We start from the raw sequence: 24640 nt of genomic DNA, 5'->3' as shown, positions 1-24640 counted from the left end.
TGTTTTTTTCCTGGGCAGCCCCCATCTTGGTTTCAAGCTTACTTCCATCTGTTTACGGCCTTATGGCCGCCGTAGAGGCGAAATCATGAAGACAACCATCGAATTGCCTCTCCTGCCATTGCGTGATGTCGTGGTTTATCCGCACATGGTTATCCCGCTGTTCGTGGGGCGCGAGAAATCCATCGAAGCCCTCGAGGCTGCGATGACGGGTGACAAGCAGATCCTTCTGCTGGCCCAGAGAAACCCGGCTGACGACGATCCCGGTGAAGATGCCCTGTATCGCGTTGGTACGATTGCCACCGTTCTGCAGCTGCTCAAGCTGCCTGACGGAACGGTCAAGGTTCTGGTCGAAGGCGAGCAGCGGGGCGCTGTCGAGCGCTTCAGCGAAGTGGACGGCCACTGCCGTGCCGAAGTCTCCCTGATCGACGAAGTTGAAGCACCAGAGCGCGAGTCGGAAGTGTTCGTTCGCAGCCTGCTGTCCCAGTTCGAGCAATACGTGCAGTTGGGCAAGAAAGTCCCGGCTGAAGTCCTGTCGTCGCTCAACAGCATCGATGAGCCAGGCCGCCTGGTGGACACCATGGCCGCGCACATGGCGCTGAAGATCGAACAGAAGCAGGAAATCCTCGAAATCATCGATTTGTCGGCCCGGGTCGAGCACGTTCTGGCGTTGCTGGATGCCGAGATCGATCTGCTGCAAGTCGAAAAACGCATTCGCGGCCGCGTCAAGAAACAAATGGAGCGCAGTCAGCGCGAGTACTACCTGAATGAGCAGATGAAGGCCATTCAGAAAGAGCTCGGCGACAGTGACGAAGGCCACAACGAAGTCGAAGAGCTGAAAAAGCGTATCGATGCCGCCGGCCTGCCGAAAGACGCGCTGGCCAAGGCGACGGCCGAGCTGAACAAGCTCAAGCAGATGTCGCCGATGTCCGCTGAAGCGACCGTGGTGCGTTCGTACATCGACTGGCTGGTTCAAGTGCCGTGGAAGGCCCAGAGCAAGGTGCGCCTGGACCTGGCGCGTGCAGAAGACATTCTGGATGCCGACCACTATGGCCTCGAAGAGGTCAAGGAACGCATCCTCGAATACCTCGCCGTGCAAAAGCGCGTGAAGAAAATTCGTGGTCCGGTGCTGTGCCTGGTCGGTCCTCCCGGGGTGGGTAAAACGTCCCTGGCGGAGTCGATTGCTCACGCCACCAACCGCAAATTCGTGCGCATGGCCCTAGGTGGCGTGCGTGACGAGGCGGAAATTCGTGGCCATCGCCGTACTTACATCGGTTCGATGCCAGGAAGATTGATTCAAAAGATGACAAAAGTGGGTGTCCGCAACCCGCTGTTCCTGCTCGATGAAATCGACAAGATGGGCAGCGACATGCGTGGCGATCCGGCATCGGCGTTGCTGGAGGTGCTCGATCCCGAGCAGAACCACAACTTCAACGATCACTATCTGGAAGTCGATTACGACCTGTCCGATGTGATGTTCCTGTGCACTTCGAACTCGATGAACATCCCGCCGGCGTTGCTGGACCGGATGGAAGTGATCCGTCTGCCGGGCTACACCGAAGACGAGAAGATCAACATCGCCGTCAAATACCTTTCGCCTAAGCAGATTACGGCCAACGGCCTGAAGAAAGGCGAGCTGGAGTTTGACGCAGAAGCGATCCGCGACATCATCCGCTACTACACCCGTGAAGCCGGTGTGCGTGGGCTGGAGCGCCAGATTGCCAAGGTCTGCCGCAAGGCCGTCAAGGAACATGCGCTGGAGAAACGCTTCTCGGTGAAAGTCACCGCAGACATGCTGGAGCACTTCCTGGGCGTGCGTAAATTCCGCTACGGCCTGGCTGAGCAGCAGGATCAGATTGGCCAGGTGACCGGGTTGGCGTGGACTCAGGTGGGCGGCGAACTGCTGACCATCGAAGCGGCCGTAGTGCCGGGCAAGGGCCAGTTGATCAAGACCGGTTCCTTGGGTGACGTGATGGTCGAATCGATCACCGCGGCCTTGACCGTTGTCCGCAGCAGGGCGAAGAGCCTGGGGATCCCTCTGGACTTCCATGAGAAGCGCGACACACACATCCATATGCCGGAAGGGGCGACTCCAAAGGATGGCCCTAGCGCCGGTGTAGGCATGTGCACGGCCCTGGTATCGGCATTGACCGGCATTCCGGTACGCGCGGATGTCGCCATGACCGGCGAGATCACGTTGCGTGGCCAGGTCTTGGCCATTGGCGGCTTGAAAGAAAAACTGTTGGCTGCCCACCGTGGCGGAATCAAGACCGTGATCATTCCTGAAGAGAATGTGCGCGATCTCAAAGAGATTCCGGACAATATCAAGCAGGATCTACAGATTAAACCGGTTAAATGGATTGACGAGGTCCTGCAAATTGCGTTGCAATACGCGCCGGAGCCCTTGCCGGACGTGGCTCCGGAGATAGTCGCGAAGGATGAGAAACGCGACGCAGATTCTAAGGAAAGAATTAGCACGCATTAGTACGTATTTGCCTGGGGGGCTTTCTTGACAGCTTTTTAGAGCCCTTGTTATAAAGCGGCTCTTAAGTGTCTGTAGGCCATTCAGCACTCGTTTTTGCTTTCACCAAAAAAACTTAGAATCATACTCAAATAGATATAAGGGGACTTAGAGTGAACAAGTCGGAACTGATTGATGCTATCGCTGCATCCGCTGATATCCCGAAAGCTGCTGCTGGCCGTGCGCTGGACGCTGTAATCGAATCCGTCACTGGCGCTCTCAAGGCTGGCGACTCTGTTGTTCTGGTTGGTTTCGGTACCTTCTCCGTAACTGATCGTCCGGCTCGCATTGGTCGTAACCCACAGACCGGTAAGACGCTGGAAATCGCAGCAGCCAAAAAACCAGGTTTCAAAGCCGGTAAAGCACTGAAAGAAGCTGTCAACTAAGTTCGATTCAGGTTTTTACCCATCCGGGTCGGGGTCATGCCTGACTTGGCAGCGGAGCGGCAGTCCTGACTGCAGGTCGCCGGTTCAAGACACTGAGGGTCGCCAGTTCGAGCCCCTCGATCCGCTCCGCCAGTTACGAGAAGGCGCATCCTCGGATGCGCCTTTCTTCTATCCGGATTCTACCCACGCTCCACGGTTGCCTAATTTTTGAAGTTCAACCGTTTCTGGGGGACGCATGCTGCAGAATATCAGGGACAATTCACAAGGCTGGATTGCCAAGACTATTATCGGGGTCATCGTTGCACTGATGGCTTTGACCGGTTTCGACGCCATTTTTCAGGCCACGACGAACACGAATGAAGCGGCGAAGGTCAATGGCGAAGAAATCAGCCAGAACGAACTGAGCCAGGCGGTCGATATGCAACGCCGTCAGCTCATGCAACAGCTGGGCAAGGATTTCGATGCTTCCTTGCTCGATGAAAAAATGCTGCGCGAGTCGGCTCTCAAGGGCCTGATCGATCGCAAACTGCTGCTGCAAGGCGCAGAAAACTCGAAATTCGCCTTTTCCGAAGCAGCTCTGGATCAGGTCATCCTGCAAACGCCTGAGTTTCAGGTGGATGGCAAGTTCAGCTCCGAGCGTTTCGACCAGGTGATTCGCCAACTCGGCTATACCCGCATGCAATTCCGCCAGATGCTGGCTCAGGAAATGCTGATTGGTCAGCTGCGTGCCGGTCTTGCCGGTAGCGGTTTCGTGACCGATGCACAGGTACTGGCGTTTGCCCGTCTGGAAAAACAGACCCGCGATTTCGCCTCGCTGAACATCAAGGCCGACCCGGCAGCGGTGAAGCTGACCGACGATGAGGTCAAGGCCTACTACGACGAGCACGCCAAGGAATTCATGACGCCGGATCAGGTGGTCATCGATTACCTCGAGCTGAAGAAGGCTTCCTTCTTCGATCAGGTCAGCGTCAATGACGAAGACCTGCAGGCGGCCTATCAGAAAGAAATCGCGAACCTGTCCGAGCAACGCCAGGCGGCGCACATTCTGATTGAAGTGAATGACAAGACCACCGAGGCGCAAGCCAAGGCGAAGATCGAAGAGATCCAGGCTCGTCTGGCCAAGGGCGAGAAATTCGAGGCGCTGGCCAAGGAATTCTCCCAGGATCCGGGTTCGGCGAACAACGGCGGTGACCTGGGTTATGCCGGTCCTGGCGTCTACGACCCGGCGTTCGAGAAAGCCCTGTATTCGTTGGCCAAGGACCAGGTTTCCGCGCCGGTTCGCACCGATTTCGGGTTCCACCTGATCAAGCTGTTGGGCGTGGAAGCGCCTGAAGTTCCGACATTCGCCAGCCTGAAAGACAAGCTGACCCGCGAATTGAAGACCCAGCAGGTCGAACAGCGTTTTGTCGAGGCGACCAAGCAACTGGAAGACGCTTCATTCGAAGCGTCGGACCTGGCGCAACCGGCACAAGACCTGAAACTGACCGTCCACACGTCCAAGCCGTTCGGCCGTGAAGGCGGTGAGGGTATCGCAGCCAACCGTGCCGTGATCACTGCCGCGTTCAGCCCGGAAGTCCTGGATGAAGGTGCGAACAGCACTGCCATCGAGCTCGATCCGGAAACCGTGGTCGTGTTGCGTGCCAAGGAGCACCTGAAGCCTTCGCAATTGCCGCTGGAAAGCGTCTCTGCTGCGATCCGTGTGCAATTGGCCAAGGAACACGCCAGCGCCGATGCCAAGACCAAGGCTGACGCCCTGATTGCCAGCCTGCGCGATGGCAAGACCCCGCTGGATCAGGCGGTCGACGGCCAGGCCTGGAAAGTCACGGAAGCGGCGACTCGTGCTCAGGAAGGGGTCGACCCTGCGGTGCTGCAAGCGCTGTTCCGCATGGCGAAGCCTGCGTCCAAGGACAAGCCGACCTTCACCAGCGTGACACTGGGTGATGGCAACCTGATGATCGTGCGCCTCAATGGCGTGAACGAAGCAGCGGCGCCGACCGAAGAAGAGAAAGCACAGTATCGTCGCTACCTCGCTTCGCGCATCGGCCAGCAAGACTTCGCGGCTTACCGCAAGCAGCTGGAAAGCCAGGCGGAGATCAAGCGTTACTGATGCCTGATCAGGTTTAGCGCTGCACAAAAGACCCCGGCCGGAAGGCCGGGGTCTTTTTGTTTGGCCGTACGTCACTTGCCGCGGTGACTTTTGCGCAAAACCGGGGTCAATCAGCCTGTAACCGTTTTAAGACACGATCGATGCTCCGCTAAGCATCGATCTGTTGCACAATATGCCCCGAACCGTTTTCCTCAGGATGTTCAATGTTTAAATCACTTCCCATGCGGGTTGTCGGGCTGGCAGTCGTGCTTGCCACTGCGGCCGGTTGTTCATCGAACAAGACCGCCATCTATGAGCATGAGAATTTCGACGACTCCGGTACCTTTTCCCGAAACTATCCGGTCAGCGATACCCAGAGCTGTGAAGCCGCTCGTCGTGCCTTGCTCAGCCAGGGTTACATCATCACCAGCAACGATTCGAAGCTGGTCAGCGGTCACAAGAGCTTCCAGCAGACCGGCGAGAACCACATGGAGATCAGCTTCAGCGTGGTCTGTGCCGATGACGGCAGCGAAGGGCACCACGCGACCGTATTCGCCAACGCCCTGCAGGATCGTTATGCGCTGAAGAAGACCAACAACTCCGCCAGTCTCGGTGTGGGTGTGTTGGGCTCGGTGTCGATGCCGATCGGCTCCTCCGATGACTCGATGGTCAAGGTCGCCAGCGAAACCGTATCGTCTGCCAAGTTCTACGAGCGTTTCTTCGCACTGGTCGAACTGTTCCTGCCGCCGGAAGCGAAAAAGGCTGCGCACATCCCCGAAAAGCCAAAAACGGACCTGGGCATGCCTGAAGCCCAGGCAGCGCCGGCACCACTGGCACCTGCCCCGGCAGCGGCTCCCGCTGTAGAGCCTGCTGCACCAGCGCCTGCACCTGCACCTGCATCCATTGAAGCGGCTCCAGCGGCCTCCGAGCCGGTTGCCCCGCCTCCTGAAGCGGCGCCGATCACGCCGACCGAGCGTGTAGAGCCTGCATCGTTCCAGGAAATCGTCACGCCACCGTCGAACCCGAGTGACTTGCCTGCGCCGAGCGAACCCATCCCGGCTATGCCTGCCACAGGTCAGTGATCGAGACGTCACGGGATCGGATCGGATGACCCGATCCCGTGGCCAGCCAAAAGATTGACCCTCGTCAACCAAGACCACTGTTCTGTGGCCTCCCGCGAAAAAATCCGATGATAAATTCCTGACCAGCTGCTACGTTTTATTCAGTAGCGACAGAGTGTCGTGTCCGCGTCATTTTTCTTTCACGCGGGCACTTTATGCTCAGGGAATTGGTCATTTATTCAGACGTTTTTCAGCATGGGTTGGGGGATTCAAAAATGGACGATTATCAAGAAGAGCTGCTCGAGTACCAGGCTTTCGAACTGGACCCACTGGAGCCGGCGGAAGACGCTACCGAGTTGTAGGCATCAGGCGGATTGGCGATGACTGCGGCGAAATTCGCCGGGGGTCTGTCCGTTCCAGCGTTTGTATGCACGTTGAAACGCTTCGGCTGAGGCAAAACCCAGCAGGTAGGCGATCTCTCCGAACGCCAGTTCGGTGTCGCGTATGTAGGTCATGGCCAGGTCGCGACGGGTGTCGTTGAGAATTGCACGAAACTGCGTGCCTTCTTCGGCGAGCTTGCGGCGCAGGGTCCAGGTGGGCAGCTTCAGGCGTGCCGCCACCTCTTGCAGGTCGGGTTCCCGGCCACCATTGAGCAAGGGGCCCAGCAGCGCGATGATGCGTTCGCGCAGGCTGCGGGTGCGTGTCAGTTGTTCCAGTTCTCGCTCACACAGTTGCAGCAAATGCCGCCAGGTACTCGGGCAATGCTCGGGGTTGCGCTGGGCGAGACTTTCCAGGCTCAAGCGCAGTTGATTGCGCTCGCCGCCAAACTGAATCGGACAGTCACCCAACACGTCATAGGCCGCGCGGTAGCCGGGCTCCTCGAATTCGATCTCGATGCGTTCGGCGCGCAGCGGGGCAGGGCTGACACTGGACAATTGCTGCAACCAGCCGGCGATGATCGAATCCACCACAAAGCGGTTGTAGGCGTTATAGGGGCTGATCGAATAGAAGCGCAGCCAGGCGCCTTGGGCGTCTTCGTGAAAGCTTGATTGACCCCGATAATTGGAGCCGTACAAGGTTTCGAATCGAATCAGGCAGCGTGCGGCTTCTCGTACCGTCGGCGCCTGGGCCGCAGTGACGCCAGCAAGGCCAGCCTGGCTCAGGCGGCTGAGCTGGCCCATGCGCAAGCCAAGGGCCGGGTTGCCGGTCAGTTGAATGGCGCTGTGGCCCAGGCGCATGTAGCGCGGTATCGACAGTCGGGCACCGGCTTCGCTCAGGCGCCCGGCGTCGAGGCCGTATTGATCGAGCAGTGGCTGAGGATCGATGCCATGACTGCGCACGGCATCGGCCAGGCTATGAACAAAGCCCACCGACAGATCGCCCAGGCGCATCGGCTGCGGCTTCATGGCTACAACCAGAGGTTCAGCAAACGCGCACCATGGGCATTGCCGTCGGCAAAATGCTGGCCGTTGCTGCTGAGGAAACTGTGTCCGGCGCTGCCCTGATCCCAGAACTGACCCCGCAGGAACACACTCATGCCAGCGACGGCTTGACTGGCAGGTGTCCGGGTCGTGAGATTCAGGCGCTGCCAGGCCTGGCCTTCACTGACTTCTCCAGGCTGCAAGATGACCGATGTCGGCGCTGACGAGCCCCTGTAGCCACGCCACGGTTGATCCCAGGTGCCACGGCCGGCAACAAAGGCCGGTACCGCGACCAGTTGCACGCTTTGGTCGTTGAGCTTGAGGTAGTTTTCCGGGTACCAGCTGTCGTGACCGATCAATACGCCCAGCCTTCCCGCGGGGGTATCAACGACATTGAGCGAGTGCTCGCCGTTCGCCTTGATCCCGTTCTGTTCTGCGAAGAACGGGTGTATCTGGCGCTGGGGCTGGCCGATCGGCAGGCCCTCGCTGTTGAACACCACGCTGCTGTTGTACAGCGCGCCGCGGCCGATTCTCAAGGTGCCGTCGATGATGCTCGGTTCGGGCAGTACGATGGAACCCGCCACCAGCGTCACGTGGAATTCCCTGGCCAGCCCTCCGAACAATGCCTGGTAGTCTCTGGCCATCGCCTTTGCTTTCATGCGCAGGTGGGCATCGTCCAGACGGTTGCCGCCCTCGGCGCTGATCAACGCCTTGGCGAACTTCAGGGGATTGCTCACCGCCAGCCAGTTCATGGCCTCCTTGAGAGTGCTGGCCTGATACAGCTCATCCTTCTCGCCGCTGACCATCAGCCAGGTACCGACGTGCTCCGGCAACACGACGACGGTCTTGCCGTTCAACAGACCCTGGTCCCGGGCTGCTTGCAGATAGGCCGCGAGCTTGCGGTGCAAACGCTCGGGGCTTTGATAATCGGTGGGAAACAGTTCGGGCTGAATGCCCAACAGATTGCCGCGGTCCGCAGGCGTGCCCTGGTCGACAGCCAGGTTGATCCGCAGATCCGAAAGGTAATGACCCACCGGCCGGTCTGCGGCCCACATCGCGTAGGTCGTGAGGGTGGCGAGCAACGCCATGGAAAATGTCAGGTACAAAAGTTTGCGCATGGGGAAACAGTTTACAGCCTGGAACTGGTTCGAGCATAAAGGGAATCAAGGCCTTAGTGGGCAAATTTCAAACGTTGGCTGTTTTTTTCGCTGGCGGCTGCCTTTCTGCGCCGCGCCGCGGCCATGAATGGCTGGATGGGGATCATGGGAGGAGGGGCGCCGGTCAGCCATCATTCGGCTTGACCGGCAGGCAGGTGAGCGTCAGTTGGTGACCAGCAGTTCCGGGCCGAGGTAGTCGTTGATCTGGTCGATATCGTCGTCGCCCAGGCTGCCCACCGAAGAGGCCAGGCGCAGGCGCGACATCAAATAACGCAACTTGGCATCGAACAGATCGTGGCGTGCGACGAAGAGCAGTTCTTCGGCATTGAGAACGTCCGAGTTGGTGCTGGTGCCGCCCTCCTTGAAACCCTTGCGTGACGATGCCAGTGAGCGTTCGTTGGACGCTACGGCCTTCTCCAGCGCGCGAATGCGTTTGGCGCCGCTCAGGATGCCTTGATACTCACGGGTGGTTCCAGTGATGACTTCCTGTCGTGCGGCGTCCAGTTCATCCGAGGCCTTGTCGCTATTGGCACTGGCCTGGCGTGTCAGTGCGCTGACGCCGCCACCGCTGAACAGCGGGAAATTGACTTCCAGTCCGACCGAACTGTAGCGGTTGCGTTGATTCAGCTCGGAGAGTGATTGGCTCTCACCCGCGGTGTAGCCGGCAACGAAATCCAGGGTTGGCCAGTGGCCGGCCCTGGCGCGCTTCACTTCCTCTTCGGCGAGTTCGCGGCTATAGCGGCGCGCATGGAGCAGCGGGCTATCGGTCTGGGCTTTGACCAGCCAATCCTGCAGGTTGCTCGGCTGTAGCGGTGGTGTATCGAAGCTCGGACGCAAGGTGGTCAGCGATTCGGGGGTTTCACCGATGTATTCCTCGAGCTTGCGGCGCGCGTTGACCAGGTTGTCTTGCGCTTCGATCAGTTCCGCTTCGGCGAGGTCGCGACGGGCGGCCGACTCGTCGATGTCGGTGACGGTGCCGGCCCCCAGTTCCATGCGCCGTTTCGCCGAGGCGAGTTGTTCGTCGAAGGCGTTCAGCTTGGACTTGGCCAGGGTGATGGTTTCGCTGGCCAGGAGCACATCGAAATAGCTTTCGGCCAGGCGCACCGCGGCGTCCTGGCTCTTGGCATCGAATACCGCGTTGCTATAGTCGGCACGCTGCTGACCCTGGCGGTATTCGGCCATTTTCTGTTTGTTGAACAGTGGTTGGCGCAGGCGCAGGTTTGCGCCCTTGGAGTCGTAGTCGAGATCCCTTTCGATACCGCTCTGGCGTTGTGTGCCATTGACCTTGTTGTCGTAGGCCGAGGCATTGATCTGCGGTAGCAGGCCGGCCTTGCCGATAGCGCGGTTTTCCCCGCCGGCCTTTTTTTCATGCACGGCGGCCTGATAGATAGGGCCCTGGAACTGCAACAGATCCCAGGCTTGCTTGAGGTCCATTGCGTCGGCCGGCAAGGCCAACCCCAGCAGGCAGAAGAGCAGGCAATGACGGTCCATTTCATTGTTCCTTGAATGAGCTGTCCACACGTTCGAGCATTGGTTTAAGAAGATAGCTCAACATATTGCGTTCGCCGGTCTTGATGGTGACGCTGGCGGGCATGCCAGGGCGAATGTGATTGGTGCCAAGCAGGCTCATGCCATCGGGGGTGACTTCCACCTGGGCCAGATAGAACGGCTCCTTGCTTTCCTCGTCCATCAGGCGGTCGGCGGAAATGGTCATCACGCGGCCGGGGATGTTTGGCGTCTGGGCATGGTTGAAGGCCGGGAAGGAAATGTCCACGGGCAGGCCGGGGAACATCTTGTCGATGGCCTGCACGGGAATCATCGCGTCGACCTGCAACGGTTCGTTGAGCGGAACGATTTCCATGATCTTGAAGCCGGGCTGAATGATCCCGCCGACGGTGGCGATGCTCAGGGCCTGGACCATGCCGTCGATCGGCGAACGAATCACCGTGTGGGTAACTTCGTAGTCGAGGGCGCGCAAGCGGTCGGCCAGGGTGGTGTTTTCCTTGGCGGTTTCCGTCAGCTGCGACTCGACTTCCTTCAGGTAATCGTGCTGGCGCTGCAGGATGCGCAGCTTGATTTCGGTGGTCTGGCTACGCACGCGGGCGATGTTGTTGAGGTTCTCGGCCTGGCCGGCGGAGAGGTCGGCGTTGCTGCGCTCCAGCTCAAGCAGGCGGTTGCGTGGCACATAGCCTTCGGCCGCCAGTACGCGGGTGCCTTGCAGTTCCTGGTTGAGGAAGCTGATCTGCGAGGCGCGGGCGCCATAGACCTGCTGCAGGCCCTTGAGTTGTACTGCCGACGCCGCCAGGTTTTCCTGCAGGATGCTGATTTCGCCAGCGAGACCGGCGCGCCGGGTATCGAGCAGGCGCTGTTGCAGGTCCATGGCGGCTTCCAGGCGATGGTCACCCTTGAAGCGCTTGAGCAGTTCGGGATCGAAGTTCACCACGTCGCGGCCGTCACGTTCCGCTTCCAGACGGTTTTCCACCGTCTTGCTGACGATGTACTGGGCGCTGACCGCACCCTGTTCGGCAGCGGCACGCAATGAGTCGAGGCGGACCACCTCCTGGCCTTTTGTCACCAGATCGCCTTCGCGAACGAGAATGGCCTCCACGGTACCGCCGCTCAGATGCTGCACGGCTTTGCGATTGCTGGTGACCTTGACCGTGCCTGTCGCTACCACGCCGGCATCCAGTGGCGCCAGCCAGGACCACAGGAGGAAGCCGCCGAAGCCGGCAAGCACCAGCCACACGCCCCACCGCGCGGGTTTGCCGACGTCCAGGTCTACCACGCTCCTGGGATCGGCTGTAATCATCTCGGTATGTTGGCTCATTTGCATGATCGGTCACTCCCGTGCTTTGACGGAGGCCAGCGGAGTTGATGCGCCTGCAGGGATCACACTGGCCTTGCGCAGCGCTGCGAATACTTCATCGCGCGTACCTAGCATCTGCACGCCGCCGTCGCGCAGCATCAGCACCTTATCGACGGCACAGAGTACGTTGGGACGGTGAGAAATCAGAATGACGGTGGCGCCACGGCCCTTGAGTTCGGCCAGAGCATCGACCAAGGCCTTTTCGCCGACGTCGTCGAGGTTGGCGTTCGGCTCGTCCAGCACGATCAGATTGGGCTCGCCATACAGCGCGCGGGCCAAGGCGATGCGCTGCTTCTGGCCGCCGGATAGCGGGCTGCCATCGGTGCCCAGGCGGGTGTCATAACCCTGCGGAAAACGCAGGATCATCTCGTGCACGCCAGTGATCTTGGCGGCGCGGATGACCGCTTCGCTGTCCACTTCGCCAAAGCGCGCAATGTTGTCGGCGATGGTCCCCTCGAACAGCTCCACGTCCTGTGGCAGGTAGCCGAGCCAGGGGCCAAGTTCGCCCTTGTTCCAGTTGAAGATGTCCGCGCCGTCCAGGCGCACCTTGCCGGCCTGCGTCGGCCAGACGCCAACCAGCAGGCGGGCGAGGGTGGATTTGCCCGAGGCGGACGGACCGATAATGCCAAGGCTTTCGCCGGGGACAAGGCTGAAGCTCACACCGCGCAGAATCGTGTTGGTGGTCCCCGGGGCACCGGCATACACATTCTCCACCGCCAGCATGCCCATTGGCCGCTGCAGCGACATGCTCGGTGGCCGGCGCGGAAAGTCTTGCAGCATCTCGTTGAGCCGGCCCCAGGCCGAACGGCAGCCGAGCAATTGCTTCCACGACGCGATGACCTGTTCCACCGGACCCAGTGCGCGACCGGTGAGGATCGAGCAGGCAATCATCATCCCCGGGGTGATCTTGCCTTCAATCGCCAGCAGCGCGCCGGCGCCGAGGATCAGCGACTGCAAAGTGATCCGCACGAAGCGCCCGGTGCTGCTGATCAAGGCGGCACGATCGGAGGCCAGGGTCTGCATTTCCAGAATGCGCAAATGGCTTTGGAACCAGCGCTTGCTGATCGACGGCAGCATGCCCATGGCCTCGATGACCTCGGCGTTGCGCAGGTTGTTGTTGGCGTACTGGGAGGAGGAGAGGGCGGCCTGATTGGCTTCGGCCAGCGGTTTCTGCGTCGCCTTCTCGGTGAGCCAGGCCAGGGCCACCAGAATCAGTGAGCCGATCAGCGTGATCAGTCCGAGTATTGGGTGGATCAGATAGGCGACCAGCAGGTAGATCGGCGTCCACGGTGCATCGAAGAAAGCGTACAGGGAGTTGCCGGTGACGAACTGACGAACCTGGGCAAGGTCTTGCAGGGCCTGGGCCGGATTACCTCCGGCGCGATTCAGGTTGCGCTCGAAAGCAGCGGTGAAAATGCGTCGGTTGAGGTCCATGTCGAGGCAGTTGCCGACCCGGATCAGTACGCGGGTGCGGACCATTTCCAGCGTGGACATCAGCAAGAACAGACCTACTACCAGGACAGTCAGCATCGTCAGCGTCGTGACGTTGCGACTGACCAGGGCTCGATCGTAAACCTGCAGCATATAAATAGCTGGCGTCAACATCATGACGTTTATGACGCCGCTGAACCCTGCCAGCAAATAAAAGCTGCGGCGCAGACGAAAGAGCGCGTCGGCCAGTTCTGAACGGATGCTCGACTGCTTGGGCATTTTGATCCTCCCACTGCGAAAAGCCGATTGCCCTTGGAGCGCAACAGCTAACAGTAAATGTAGTCCTGTAAACAGCTTATGGACACGCAGGCTGGTCGCTCTATAGATGGCGAGTCTTCCGAAATCGCTGCGTTGCTCCCTTATGCAGCAGCGTAGGTGGCGATGAATCACTCCGAAATAACATTTCGCTCTATACCAGCACACAACTTTCTATATGTCCTTAAAAAACAGCTAGTTGTGATACCTGCCACCAGTCGTCTGTTTTAACGACGTAATATTGACAAAGTTTTGCTATGGAACTTTAGTCTTAGTTATCGGGGGGCCCGCCCGCCTGAAGCCTGTCATCGTTTTGGCAACGCAGGGCGCAGTGATTTCCCGGGAGGAGCAGAACCATGTCGATCATTTCGTTGTTTTGCAGAGGGAAGGGGCTGTCCAGGACGTTCGCCTTCACTTCCAGATTCCATGGCCCGCCCAGGGCTCGAATCCGCTCTGCCTGATCGCCCGGCGAGCAATTCATATCGCGAATTCCAGGCGCGAATCCCGGGTCCCGGGTAACGCCAGCTCTCGCAAAAAAACATAACCAACAAACTGCGCAAGCCATCACTTGACTTGGCGCGGGAGGATTTTCTCGTCCCGCGCCTTTAACCAGACAGATCGAGGGCAATCCAAAATGGCCAATTTCAACAAGTCGGACCTGGAATTCATCCTCAAGCAAATCTTTATCGCCGAGGCGAATGCCGCCGGCACCAGCCTCATTGATTTGCTTCCCAATACCCAGGTGCCGTTCGGCCTGCGTACCGTCGATGGCAGCTTCAACAACCTGGTCACCGGCCAGAGTGATTTTGGCGCCGCGGACGCTGACTTCCCACGCCTGCTCGATCCTTCCTTTCTATCGGCGCAGTACGCCGGAACAGGGACGGTGATCGACCCGCAACCACGGATTATCAGTAACCTGGTCGTCGACCAGACCGCCAACAACCCGGCGGCCTATGCCTCAGCGTTCGACCCGGGCCTGGACGGTGTGCTCAACTTCGGCACGGTGGGTAATGACGACGTACTCAAGGATGGCGTACAGATAGTCACCAGCCCCGGGCTGGATGGCGTGTTCGGCACGGCCGATGACAAGGACGTGTTCTTCATGCCCAACGTGTCGCCGGACGTCGGCCTGACCGCCAGCTTCAACTCGTGGATGACCTTCTTCGGCCAGTTCTTCGACCACGGTCTCGACCTGGTCACCAAGAGCACTACCGACTTCGTGTTCATTCCGCTGCAGGCGGACGATCCGTTGTTCGTCCCGGGCAGCCCGACCAACTTCATGGTGCTGTCACGCGCAGTGCATACCGCCGGCGCGGACGGAGTAGTCGGCACGGCCGATGATGGCCAGACCAATACCACCTCGCCGTTCGTTGACCAGAGCCAGACCTACGCCTCGCACCCGTCGCATCAGGTGTTCCTGCGCGAGTACGTCATCAACGCGGCGGGCGATCCTGTTGCAACGGGGCGCTTGATTACCAATCGCGACCTCGGCCCGGACGGCCTGTTTGGCACGGCCGATGATGGCGACGGTGAAAATGGCGGCATGGCGACCTGGGCCGTGGTCAAGGCCCAGGCCCGTGACATTCTGGGCATCAACCTGACCGACGCCGATGTGCACAACGTGCCATTGCTGGCAACCGATGCGTACGGCAACTTCATCCGCGGGCCGAACGGCATGCCGCAGGTGGTGATTCGCATCAGTAACGGTGCTGACGGCATCGCCGGGACGGCTGATGACGTTACTCAACTGGTCGAAGGCAACCGGGCTGCTCCCATCAGTCTGACCAGTGCCGTGAGTACCGGGCATGGTTTCCTCGACGACATCGCCCACAATGCCGCGCCAGTAGTCGTCGGCGGGGTTCTGCAGGCGGATGCCGACATCGCTGTCGGCAATGCGCAGCCCGTTGGCCCTGGCGGCAACAACCTGACCTATGACAATGAACTGCTCGACGCCCACTTTATTGCCGGTGATGGCCGGGTGAACGAGAACATTGGCTTGACCGCCGTGCACCATGTGTTCCACTCCGAGCACAACCGCCTGGTCCAGCAATCCAAGGACACCATCCTGGCTTCCGGCGACCTGGCCTTCCTCAATGAGTGGCTGGCGGACGATGTGACCGCGATACCGACTACACCTGCCGAGATTGCGGCATTGGTGTGGGATGGCGAACGCCTGTTCCAGGCCGCCAAGTTCGGCACCGAAATGCAGTACCAACACCTGGTGTTCGAAGAGTTCGGGCGGACCATTCAGCCGCAGATCGACGAATTCCTTGCACCCAGCGGGTATGACACCTCGATCAACCCGGCAATCCTCGCCGAGTTCGCCCACGTGGTGTATCGCTTCGGTCACTCGATGTTGACCGAAACTGTCGATCGCTTCGACCCCGCGTTCAATCCGCTGCTCACTGACCCCACCAACCCGGACTCGCAACTGGGTCTGATCGCGGCCTTCCTCAACCCGCTGGCGTTCGCCAGCAGCGGGGTGACTGCGGACCAGGCGGCAGGGGCGATCATTCGCGGTGTGACCCGCCAGGTCGGCAACGAGATCGATGAGTTCGTCACCGAAGCGTTGCGCAACAACCTGCTCGGTCTGCCGCTCGATTTGCCGAGTCTGAACCTGGCACGTGGTCGCGACACGGGCATCCCCACCTTGAATGAGGCGCGTCGCGAGTTTTACGCATCCACCGGCGACAGCCAACTCAAGCCGTACATCAGTTGGGCTGACCTGGCAGACAGCCTCAAGCACCCCGAGTCGCTGGTCAACTTCATCGCGGCCTATGGCACGCATAGCACGATCACGGCGGCGACCACGCTGGCAGACAAACGCGCTGCAGCCTTTGCGCTGGTATTCAACGGTGCGGGTTCGCCGGCTGACCGCCTGGACTTCCTCAACAGCACCGGTGCCTATGCCAACGTAACGCTGGCCGGCGCGGATGGGGTACTGGGTACTGCAGATGACCTGACCGGTGTGACGGTCACGGGCGTCGACGACATCGACTTCTGGGTCGGTGGCCTCGCCGAACAGAAGATGCCGTTCGGCGGCATGCTCGGTTCGACGTTCAACTTCGTGTTTGAAACCCAGATGGAGGCGTTGCAGAACGGCGACCGCTTCTACTACCTGGCGCGTGTCGCGGGCCTGAACTTTGGTGCCGAGTTGGAAAACAACTCCTTTGCCAAGCTGATCATGCTCAACACCGATGTCACCCACCTGTCGAACACCGTGTTCCTGACGCCAACGTTCACCCTTGAGGTGGATCAGACCGCCCAGTTCACCGGCCTTGGCGTGGATGGCCGCGCCGATCCGACCGGCGGTATCATGATCAACGGCGTGGAAGTCGTGTCGCTGGTGATTCGCGACAACCCCGACACCGTGGGTCCGGACACCAATTATCTGCAGTACACCGGTGAAGACCATATCGTCATGGGCGGCACCGCCGGCAATGACATCATCATTTCCGGTGAGGGCGATGACACCCTTTTCGGCGACGCCGGCAACGACCGCCTCGAAGGCGGTGCCGGTAACGATGCGGTACTGGGCGGCGCGGGCGATGACATCATCAGCGATTCGTTCGGTGACAACCGTCTGGAAGGCAATGACGGTAACGATGTGATCGTGGCTGGCAGCATGCTTGCCGGAGGCAACCTGATCCTGGGTGGCGACGGTCAGGACTTCATCATCACCACTGAAGACATCTCCCTTTCCTTCGGCGGCCAGGGTGACGACTTCATCCTCGGTGCCAAGACCAACCTGCCGGCTACCGGTGGCGAAGGTGATGACTGGATCGAGAAGGGCACCCAGGACGGTGCACCTGGCGATAACGCCTCGCCGTTGCTCAATGACGATGTGATCGGCAACGACATCTTTACTGGTGGTGGCGGTTTCGACGAAATGATCGGCGAGGGTGGCGATGACATCTTCGTTGGCAGCGATGCCCAGGACAAGATGGAAGGCATGTCCGGCTTCGACTGGGTGACCTACAAGAACGACAGGGTCGGCGTGACCGCTGACCTGACCATGGCCGCGCTGGCGCAGCCCCATGGCAATACACCAAGCCAGAATGCCGGCATATTCAATCCGGTCGGTGCCTCGCCAGCCTCGATTCTCGACCGTTTTGCCGAGGTCGAAGGCTTGTCCGGTTCGAGTTTTGGCGATGTGCTCAAAGGCGATAATGTCGATGCGGACACCATCATCAACCACGGCGGCACCACGGGCAGTGCGCTGACCAATGTCGCATTGATCCGCGGACTGGACCAGTTCCTGGCGGATGCCGGATTGCCGACCACCGGCTTTGCCACTGGCAACATCATCCTCGGTGGCGATGGCAGCGACCTGATCGAGGGCCGCGGTGGCGATGACCTGATCGACGGCGACAAATGGATCAACGTCAGGATTGCCGTTTATGATCCGGCTGACGTCAACCATACCGGCCCTGAGATCGCCAGCTTCGACAGCATGGTCGATATGATCCCGTTGATGCTGGATGGCACCATCAACCCTGGTCAGCTCAAGGCCGTGCGGGAAATCATGCCCGGCACCTCGACGGGCGGGGCGGCCTTCGACACTGCCATTTTCTCCGGGCTTGAGGCCGAGTATGCGGTGACTGTCGATGACCGTGGCACGGACGATGTGACGGACGATGTCTGGACAGTGGCCGATAGCGTAGCGGGTCGCGACGGCACCGATACCCTGTTGAATATCGAACGCCTGCAGTTCGCCGATAACCAGCAAGTGCTGGTGGCGGGGGAGAATGCCCAACCGGATGGCAGTCCGACTGTCTCTGATGGCAACGGCGGCGCGATCACCGTGGGCGATTTACTGACTGTCAGCGTGGCCGGGGTGAGCGATGACGACAACGTCGCGGCGGGTAATCCGCAGGGGTTGATCACCAACTCCTCTGTGTCCTACATCTGGCAGTTCGAGGCCGATCCAGGCAGTGGCATATTCGAGGATATCATCCTGTTGCCGGCTGGCGACCTGGCGTTCCAAAGCGCCAATGGTACCGCATTCAAGGTCTCTCCTGATCTCGCCGGGTTGTCGTTGCGGGTCAAGGCGATCTATCAGGACGGTCACGGCACCACGGAGATCCTGTTCTCCACGCCGACGGCTGCCGTTGTTGCCGGTGCACCGGTTACGCCAACGGCGCAGGTACCTGTAGTCGATGCCACTGCGGGTGGCGCGGGCCTGCACATGGTCCGCTCCGACCTCAACTTCATTCTTGATCAGATCAAGATTGCCGAGGCTGATGCGGCCGGTCAGGACATCCTCTCGCTGATCCCGAACATCCGCGCGCCGCTGGGCCTGCGTACGGTCGACGGGTCAAACAACAACCTGATGAACCTCAACGGCATTGACAACACCGAGTTTGGCGCCGCCGATAACCTCTTCCCGCGCGTGGGCGATCCGGTATTCAATCCGGCGGAAGGGGGAACGTCGTATGCGCAGAACAACGGCCTTGTGATCGACTCGCAGCCGCGCACCATCAGTAACCTGATCGTCGATCAGACAGCGAACAACCCGGCGGCCTATGCCACGGCATTCGACCCGGGCCTGGACGGTGTGCTCAACTTCGGCGCGGTGGGTAACGACGATGTGCTCAAGGAAGGTGTACAGATTGTTGCCAGCCCCGGGCTGGATGGACAGTTCGGTACTGGCGACGACCGCGATGTGTACCTGTTTGAGAACACCACGTCGGATGCGGGATTGTCCGCGCCGTTCAACGCCTGGATGACCTTCTTCGGGCAGTTCTTCGATCATGGTCTGGACCTGGTGACCAAAGGTGGTTCGGGCACCGTCTTCATTCCGCTTCAGCCGGATGATCCACTCTTTGTCCCAGGTAGCCTGACGAACTTCATGGTTCTGACCCGCGCGACCAACCAGCCAGGGGCGGATGGCGTTCTTGGCACGGCCGACGACATCCATGAGCACACCAACACCACCTCGCCGTTCGTGGACCAGAACCAGACCTATAGCTCGCACCCGTCGCATCAGGTGTTCCTGCGCGGTTATGAACTTACCGCCAGCGGCCCCGTAGCGACAGGCCGGTTGATCACTAACCGTGACCTGGGGGCGGATGGCACGTTTGGCACCGCTGACGACGTTGAAATCGGTGGTATGGCAACCTGGAAGGTGGTCAAGGCTCAGGCACGCGACGTGCTGGGTATCAATCTGACCGACGCCGATATCGACAGCGGCCCGCTGCTGGCGACTGACGCCTATGGCAACTTCATCAAGGGGCCGAACGGCTTCCCGCAGGTTGTCATTCGGGTCAACAATGGGGCGGATGGCATTGCCGGCACCGCCGATGATGTCACTACGCTTGTCGAAGGCGATCCGGCCAATCCGGTAAGCCTCGTGAACGCGGTGCGCACCAGCCATGCCTTCCTCAACGACATCGCCCACAACGCCGTGCCGGTCGTTACCGGCGGGGTTCTGCAGGCGGATGCCGACACCCTTGTCGGCAATGCGCAGCCCGTTGGCCCGGGCGGCAACAACCTGACCTATGACAACGAACTGCTCGACGCTCACTACATCGCCGGCGACGGCCGGGTCAACGAAAACATCGGCCTGACCGCGGTGCATGCGATCTTCCACTCCGAGCACAACCGGCTGGTTGCGCAGACCAAGGACACCGTGCTCGATTCGGGTGACGTGGCCTTCCTCAACGAGTGGCTGTTGACTCCGGTGGCCGCGTTGCCAACTACCCAGGCTGAGTTCGATGCGCTGCAGTGGAATGGCGAGCGCTTGTTCCAGGCTGCCAAGTTCGGCACCGAGATGCAGTATCAGCACCTGGTGTTCGAGGAGTTTGCGCGGACCATCCAGCCCAACATCGACCTGTTCTTCGCACCGACCCAGGTCTATGACGTCGACCTTGATCCTTCGATCGTCGCCGAGTTTGCCCACACCGTGTACCGGTTTGGTCACTCGATGCTGACCGAGACTGTCGATCGCTACGATATCGACTTCAACGTGATAGGCGATCCGAGCAGCGCCAACCCCGATCAGCAACTGGGCTTGATCGCGGCGTTCCTCAACCCGTTGGCGTACGCCGCCAGTGGCGTGTCGCCAGAGGATGCGACCAGTGCGATCATCCGTGGGGTGACCCGGCAAGCCGGTAACGAAATCGACGAGTTCGTCACCGAGGCGCTGCGCAATAACCTGCTCGGCCTGCCGCTCGACCTGCCGGCGATCAACATCGCCCGTGGCCGCGACGTGGGGATTCCTTCACTCAACGCGTTCCGCCGCGACATCTACAGCCAAACCGGTGACACCCAACTCAAGCCTTACAACAGCTGGGTCGACCTGGTGCAGCACCTCAAGCATCCGGAGTCGTTGATCAACTTCATCGCGGCCTATGGCACGCATGACACCATCACGGCGGCGACAACGCTGGAAGGCAAACGCGCTGCAGCTATGGCGCTGGTATTCGGTGGTGTGGGGGCGCCGGCTGACCGCCTGGACTTCCTCAACAGCACCGGTGCCTTTGCCAACGTAACGCTGGCCGGTAGCGATGGGGTACTGGGTACTGCCGACGACCTGAGGAACGTGACGATCACTGGCGTCGATGCCATCGATATGTGGATTGGCGGCCTTGCCGAACAGAAAACCCCGTTCGGCGGCATGCTCGGCTCGACCTTCAACTTCGTGTTCGAGAACCAGCTGGAAAAACTGCAGGACGGCGACCGCTTCTACTACCTGGAGCGTACCTCTGGCCTGTCGATGAACGCGGAGCTTGAAAGCAACTCGTTCGCCAAGCTGATCATGGCCAACACCTCGGCCACGCACTTGCCGGGTGTGGTGTTCACGGATCCGGGGTTCTATCTGGAAGTGGACCAGGGCAGGCAGTTCAACGAAGGTCTGCTCGCCGTCGATCCGCTCGGCCCGAATGGCGAGCAGGTGGTGTTCCGCGACAACCCGCTGACCGTGGGGGCGGATACCAACTACATCAAGTACACAGGTGACGAGCACATCGTGCTGGGTGGCACCGAAAACGCAGACATCCTCATCGCCAGTGAAGGCGATGACACGGTCTGGGGTGATGGCGGCAACGATCGCATCGATGGCGGTGACGGCAACGACCAGTTGCGCGGTGGTGCCGGCGACGACATCATCACCGACACTGGCGGCGACGATAACATCCAGGGTGGCGACGGCCACGACGTACTGCACGGAGGCAACGGCGTCAACCTGCTCATTGGTGGGTTCGGCAACGACTTCATCATTACCGGTGAGGACGCTTCCGAGGCCATTGGTGGCCAGGGCAACGACTTTATCCTGGGCAGCAAAGCCAACGAACAGGACATGGGTAACGAAGGCGACGACTGGATCGAGAAGGGTACCTCGGACGGTGCGCCTGGCGACAACTTCGATCCGCTCGGCAACGACCCGGTAATCGGTCACGATGTCTACATCGGCGGTAGCGAGAACGATAAGTTCAACGGCGAAGGCGGTGACGACATCATGGTCGGCAGTCTCGGCTTCGGTGACCGCTATATCGGCGGCTCGGGCTATGACTGGGCGACCTTCAAGGGGCTGGCCCAAGGTGTGAGCGTTGATTACACCGACCGCTTCTTCGATGTGCCACCGATGCCGGGTTCAGGAGCTTCGGCGCTGGTGCGCTTCGACATCATGGAAGGTCTGTCCGGTTCGTCACACGGTGACTACCTGCGCGGTGATAGCGAAGATGCGGCATCGCTACCCACCTCGGGTGCAACCGGCAGTGTGCTGACGAACATCAGCCTGATCAACGGTCTGGCGGGTCTGCTGCCAGCTGGAGCGACATTCTTCGACGGCGGCAACATCATCCTCGGTGGTAGCGGCAGCGACCTCATTGAAGGTCGCGGTGGTGACGACATCATCGACGGTGACAAGTGGCTGAACGTGCGCATCAGCGTACGGGCAAACGCTGATGGCACCGGCGCGGAAATCGCCACGTTCGACAGCATGGAACCGATGGTCCAGGCGATGTTGAACGGTACTTACAACCCGGGCCAACTGGTCATCGTGCGGGAGATTCTGACCGGCACTGACAACTTCGACACCGCGCTGTACTCAGGTAATGCGTCGGAGTACACAGTCGCTGTCGATGGCAACACTGTCATTGTGACCGACCTGGTTGCAGGGCGTGATGGCGTCGATCGCCTGACGGGCATCGAGCGCCTGCAGTTCGCTGACCAGGCGCAGGCCTCCGGTGTTGGCACCGTCTCGAACAGCGCTCCTGTGGGGCGTCTGGCGATCCTCGATGCTACCACCGGTGCGCGTATCGATTCGCCTGTCGCCGGCCAGCTGCTGCGCGTCAGCAGCCAGTCGATACGCGACGCGAACAGCGTCAGTGCGGCCAATCCGACCGGCGCGGTTACCGGTCCCGTGTCTTACTACTGGCAGGCCGAAACCATTGCCGGTTCGGGCATCTTTGAAGACATCACCGTTCTCGCCGCCGGCGAGGCATCGCGGGTAACCGGCGCCACCTACCTGGTGGCGGACGATGTCGCCGGTCTGAACCTGCGCGTTCGGGCGGTGTATCAGGATGGCAGCAGTACGCTGGAGATCGTCGACTCGTCGGCGAACAACGCACCGACCGCTGGGCCGGGCATCCTCGGGTTTGCGTTTCTGAACCAGGTGTTGACCGCCGACCCGTCGACCATCGTCGACGTCGATGGCCTCAGCAATCCGCAGTTCACCTTCCAGTGGCAGGAGACCAATGGGGTCACCTTCGTCGACATCGTCGGAGCCACCGCTAGTACGTTAACGCTTGGTCAGGCTCAAGTCGGCGATCAAGTGCGCGTGGTGGTCAGTTACGTGGATGACTTCGGTGTGGCCGAAAGCATTGCGTCCGACGCCACGGCCCCGGTGGGCGTCGGTGTTGTGTTTGTCGGAACCCCCGGTGTCGACATTTTTATCGGCACGCCAGGCGACGACGTGGCCAGCGGAGGTGATGGCAACGACATCCTGAACGGCCTGGGCGGCAACGACATCCTCAATGGTGACGCGGGCAATGACGTTCTCATCGGCGGTGGTGGTGCCGATACGATGGCTGGCGGTGTTGGCGACGATGTCTACGAAGTCACCGACCTTGGGGACGTGGTGACCGAGCTCGTCGGTGGCGGCAGCGACACGGTCTGGACCTCGCTCGCCAGCTATACCCTGGGTGCCAACGTCGAAAATCTGTTTTTCGGCGGCAGCGGCAACTTTGTGGGCATCGGCAACGCGCTCGACAACACGCTCGTGGGTAGTGCAGGTATTGACGTCCTCATCGGTGGCGGCGGTGCCGACACGATGGTCGGCGGTGCCAGCAACGATGTCTACGAAGTCACCGACCTTGGGGACGTGGTGAGCGAGCTCGCTGGCGCAGGCACGGATACGGTCTGGACCTCGCTCGCGAGCTACACCCTGGGTGCCAACGTCGAGAATCTGTTTTTCGGCGGCAGCGGCAACTTTGCGGGCACAGGCAACGCGCTCGACAACATAATCGTGGGGGGGGCGGGTAACGACGTCCTCATCGGTGGCGTAGGTAACGACACCATCATCGGTGGCGCAGGTGCCGACGCGATGGTCGGTGGCGTCGACAACGATACCTATGAAGTCGCCGATCTTGGGGACGTGGTGACCGAGCTCGCCGGTGGCGGCAGCGACACGGTCTGGACCTCGCTCGCGAGCTACACCCTGGGTGCCGACGTCGAAAATCTGTTTTTCGGCGGCAGTGGCAACTTTGCGGGCAGCGGAAACGAGCTCGACAACGCGATCGTGGGAGGTGCAGGTAACGACGTCCTCATCGGCGGCGCAGGTAACGACGTTATCATCGGTCGCGCAGGTGCCGACACGATGGCCGGCGGTGTCGGCAGCGATGTCTACGAAGTCACCGACCTTGGAGATGTGGTGAACGAGCTTGCCGGTGCCGGCAGCGACTCGGTCTGGACCTCGCTCTCGAGCTACACCCTGGGTGCCGACGTCGAAAATCTGTTTTTCGGCGGCAGCAGCAACTTCGCGGGCACCGGCAACGGGCTGGTCAACACGATCGTGGGTGGTGCAGGTAACGACGTTCTCACCGGCGGTGGTGGTAACGACGTGATGAGTGGCGGCGTCGCCGGCAACGATACGTTCGCGTTTGCTGCGGGTTTCGGCAGCGATACGATCCTGAACTTCGGGGCCAATCCGGCCGGGCAAGACTTGCTCAATATCACGGCGCTGGGGATCAACAGCGCGACGTTCGCTGCCAACGTGACCATTACGGCCAACGGGGCGGACACGGTGGTAGGGATCGGGGCGGACACGATTCACCTTGTCGGTGTCAACAGCGCAGCCGTTGATCAGACGGACTTCATTCTGGCCACTTGAGGTCCTGGTCAGTACTGTCGCAAGGAGCGTGGACAGCGGAGGGGAGGGCAATGGATGCCCTCCCTTT

General features: G+C 60.3%; 10 protein-coding genes. 5 read left to right on the top strand and 5 right to left on the bottom strand.

Annotated features, from left to right (window positions below):
- Positions 1 to 85: 85 nt before the first annotated feature.
- From lon to PspS34_RS18525, 4 genes are all read left to right on the top strand, one after another.
- Positions 86 to 2482: an endopeptidase La gene (lon, locus tag PspS34_RS18540; RefSeq protein WP_056722330.1), complete on the top strand. Its 2397-nt coding sequence runs from the start codon at positions 86 to 88 to the stop codon at positions 2480 to 2482.
- A 149-nt stretch (positions 2483 to 2631) separates the two neighbouring features.
- Entirely contained in the window at positions 2632 to 2904 is a 273-nt protein-coding gene (locus PspS34_RS18535; RefSeq protein ID WP_002552737.1) for an HU family DNA-binding protein, read from the top strand.
- 235 nt (positions 2905 to 3139) lie between these two features.
- Positions 3140 to 5011, top strand: coding sequence for a SurA N-terminal domain-containing protein (locus PspS34_RS18530; protein WP_159390274.1), 1872 nt, complete (start codon positions 3140 to 3142; stop codon positions 5009 to 5011).
- 203 nt (positions 5012 to 5214) lie between these two features.
- Positions 5215 to 6072 (top strand): DUF2242 domain-containing protein, encoded by an 858-nt coding sequence (locus PspS34_RS18525; RefSeq protein WP_159390273.1) that lies wholly within the window; start codon positions 5215 to 5217, stop codon positions 6070 to 6072.
- Positions 6073 to 6416: 344 nt separating this feature from the next.
- On the opposite strand, the gene PspS34_RS18520 is transcribed toward PspS34_RS18525, so the two are convergent.
- The 5 genes from PspS34_RS18520 to PspS34_RS18500 all read right to left on the bottom strand — a co-directional run bounded on the left by PspS34_RS18520 (position 6417) and on the right by PspS34_RS18500 (position 13205).
- On the bottom strand, positions 6417 to 7457 hold the full coding sequence (locus tag PspS34_RS18520; RefSeq protein ID WP_159390272.1) for an AraC family transcriptional regulator: 1041 nt from the start codon (positions 7455 to 7457) through the stop codon (positions 6417 to 6419).
- A gap of 2 nt (positions 7458 to 7459) precedes the next feature.
- Complete coding sequence (locus tag PspS34_RS18515; protein WP_159390271.1) at positions 7460 to 8590, bottom strand: carbon-nitrogen hydrolase family protein; 1131 nt, start codon at positions 8588 to 8590, stop codon at positions 7460 to 7462.
- Between the two features lie 201 nt (positions 8591 to 8791).
- The gene (locus PspS34_RS18510; protein WP_159390270.1) at positions 8792 to 10120 is read right to left on the bottom strand and encodes a TolC family outer membrane protein; all 1329 of its coding nucleotides are present in this window, start codon (positions 10118 to 10120) and stop codon (positions 8792 to 8794) included.
- 1 nt (position 10121) lies between these two features.
- On the bottom strand, positions 10122 to 11462 hold the full coding sequence (locus PspS34_RS18505; protein WP_159390269.1) for an HlyD family type I secretion periplasmic adaptor subunit: 1341 nt from the start codon (positions 11460 to 11462) through the stop codon (positions 10122 to 10124).
- Between the two features lie 6 nt (positions 11463 to 11468).
- Positions 11469 to 13205 (bottom strand): type I secretion system permease/ATPase, encoded by a 1737-nt coding sequence (locus PspS34_RS18500; protein WP_159390268.1) that lies wholly within the window; start codon positions 13203 to 13205, stop codon positions 11469 to 11471.
- Between the two features lie 670 nt (positions 13206 to 13875).
- Between PspS34_RS18500 and PspS34_RS18495 the strand changes: the two genes are divergently transcribed.
- Positions 13876 to 24573 (top strand): peroxidase family protein, encoded by a 10698-nt coding sequence (locus PspS34_RS18495; RefSeq protein WP_159390267.1) that lies wholly within the window; start codon positions 13876 to 13878, stop codon positions 24571 to 24573.
- Positions 24574 to 24640 lie beyond the last annotated feature (67 nt).

Source organism: Pseudomonas sp. S34 (assembly GCF_009866745.1).
Lineage (GTDB): Bacteria > Pseudomonadota > Gammaproteobacteria > Pseudomonadales > Pseudomonadaceae > Aquipseudomonas > Aquipseudomonas jessenii.
This window is presented reverse-complemented; position numbering and strand designations above follow the sequence as displayed.

Bases quoted from the DNA above. Each gene is read 5' to 3' on its own strand.
- lon (WP_056722330.1), top strand. From the start codon at position 86: ATGAAGACAACCATCGAATTGCCTCTCCTGCCATTGCGTGATGTCGTG.
- PspS34_RS18530 (WP_159390274.1), top strand. From the start codon at position 3,140: ATGCTGCAGAATATCAGGGACAATTCACAAGGCTGGATTGCCAAGACT.
- PspS34_RS18525 (WP_159390273.1), top strand. From the start codon at position 5,215: ATGTTTAAATCACTTCCCATGCGGGTTGTCGGGCTGGCAGTCGTGCTT.
- PspS34_RS18520 (WP_159390272.1), bottom strand. From the start codon at position 7,457: ATGAAGCCGCAGCCGATGCGCCTGGGCGATCTGTCGGTGGGCTTTGTT.
- PspS34_RS18515 (WP_159390271.1), bottom strand. From the start codon at position 8,590: ATGCGCAAACTTTTGTACCTGACATTTTCCATGGCGTTGCTCGCCACC.
- PspS34_RS18510 (WP_159390270.1), bottom strand. From the start codon at position 10,120: ATGGACCGTCATTGCCTGCTCTTCTGCCTGCTGGGGTTGGCCTTGCCG.
- PspS34_RS18505 (WP_159390269.1), bottom strand. From the start codon at position 11,462: ATGCAAATGAGCCAACATACCGAGATGATTACAGCCGATCCCAGGAGC.
- PspS34_RS18500 (WP_159390268.1), bottom strand. From the start codon at position 13,205: ATGCCCAAGCAGTCGAGCATCCGTTCAGAACTGGCCGACGCGCTCTTT.
- PspS34_RS18495 (WP_159390267.1), top strand. From the start codon at position 13,876: ATGGCCAATTTCAACAAGTCGGACCTGGAATTCATCCTCAAGCAAATC.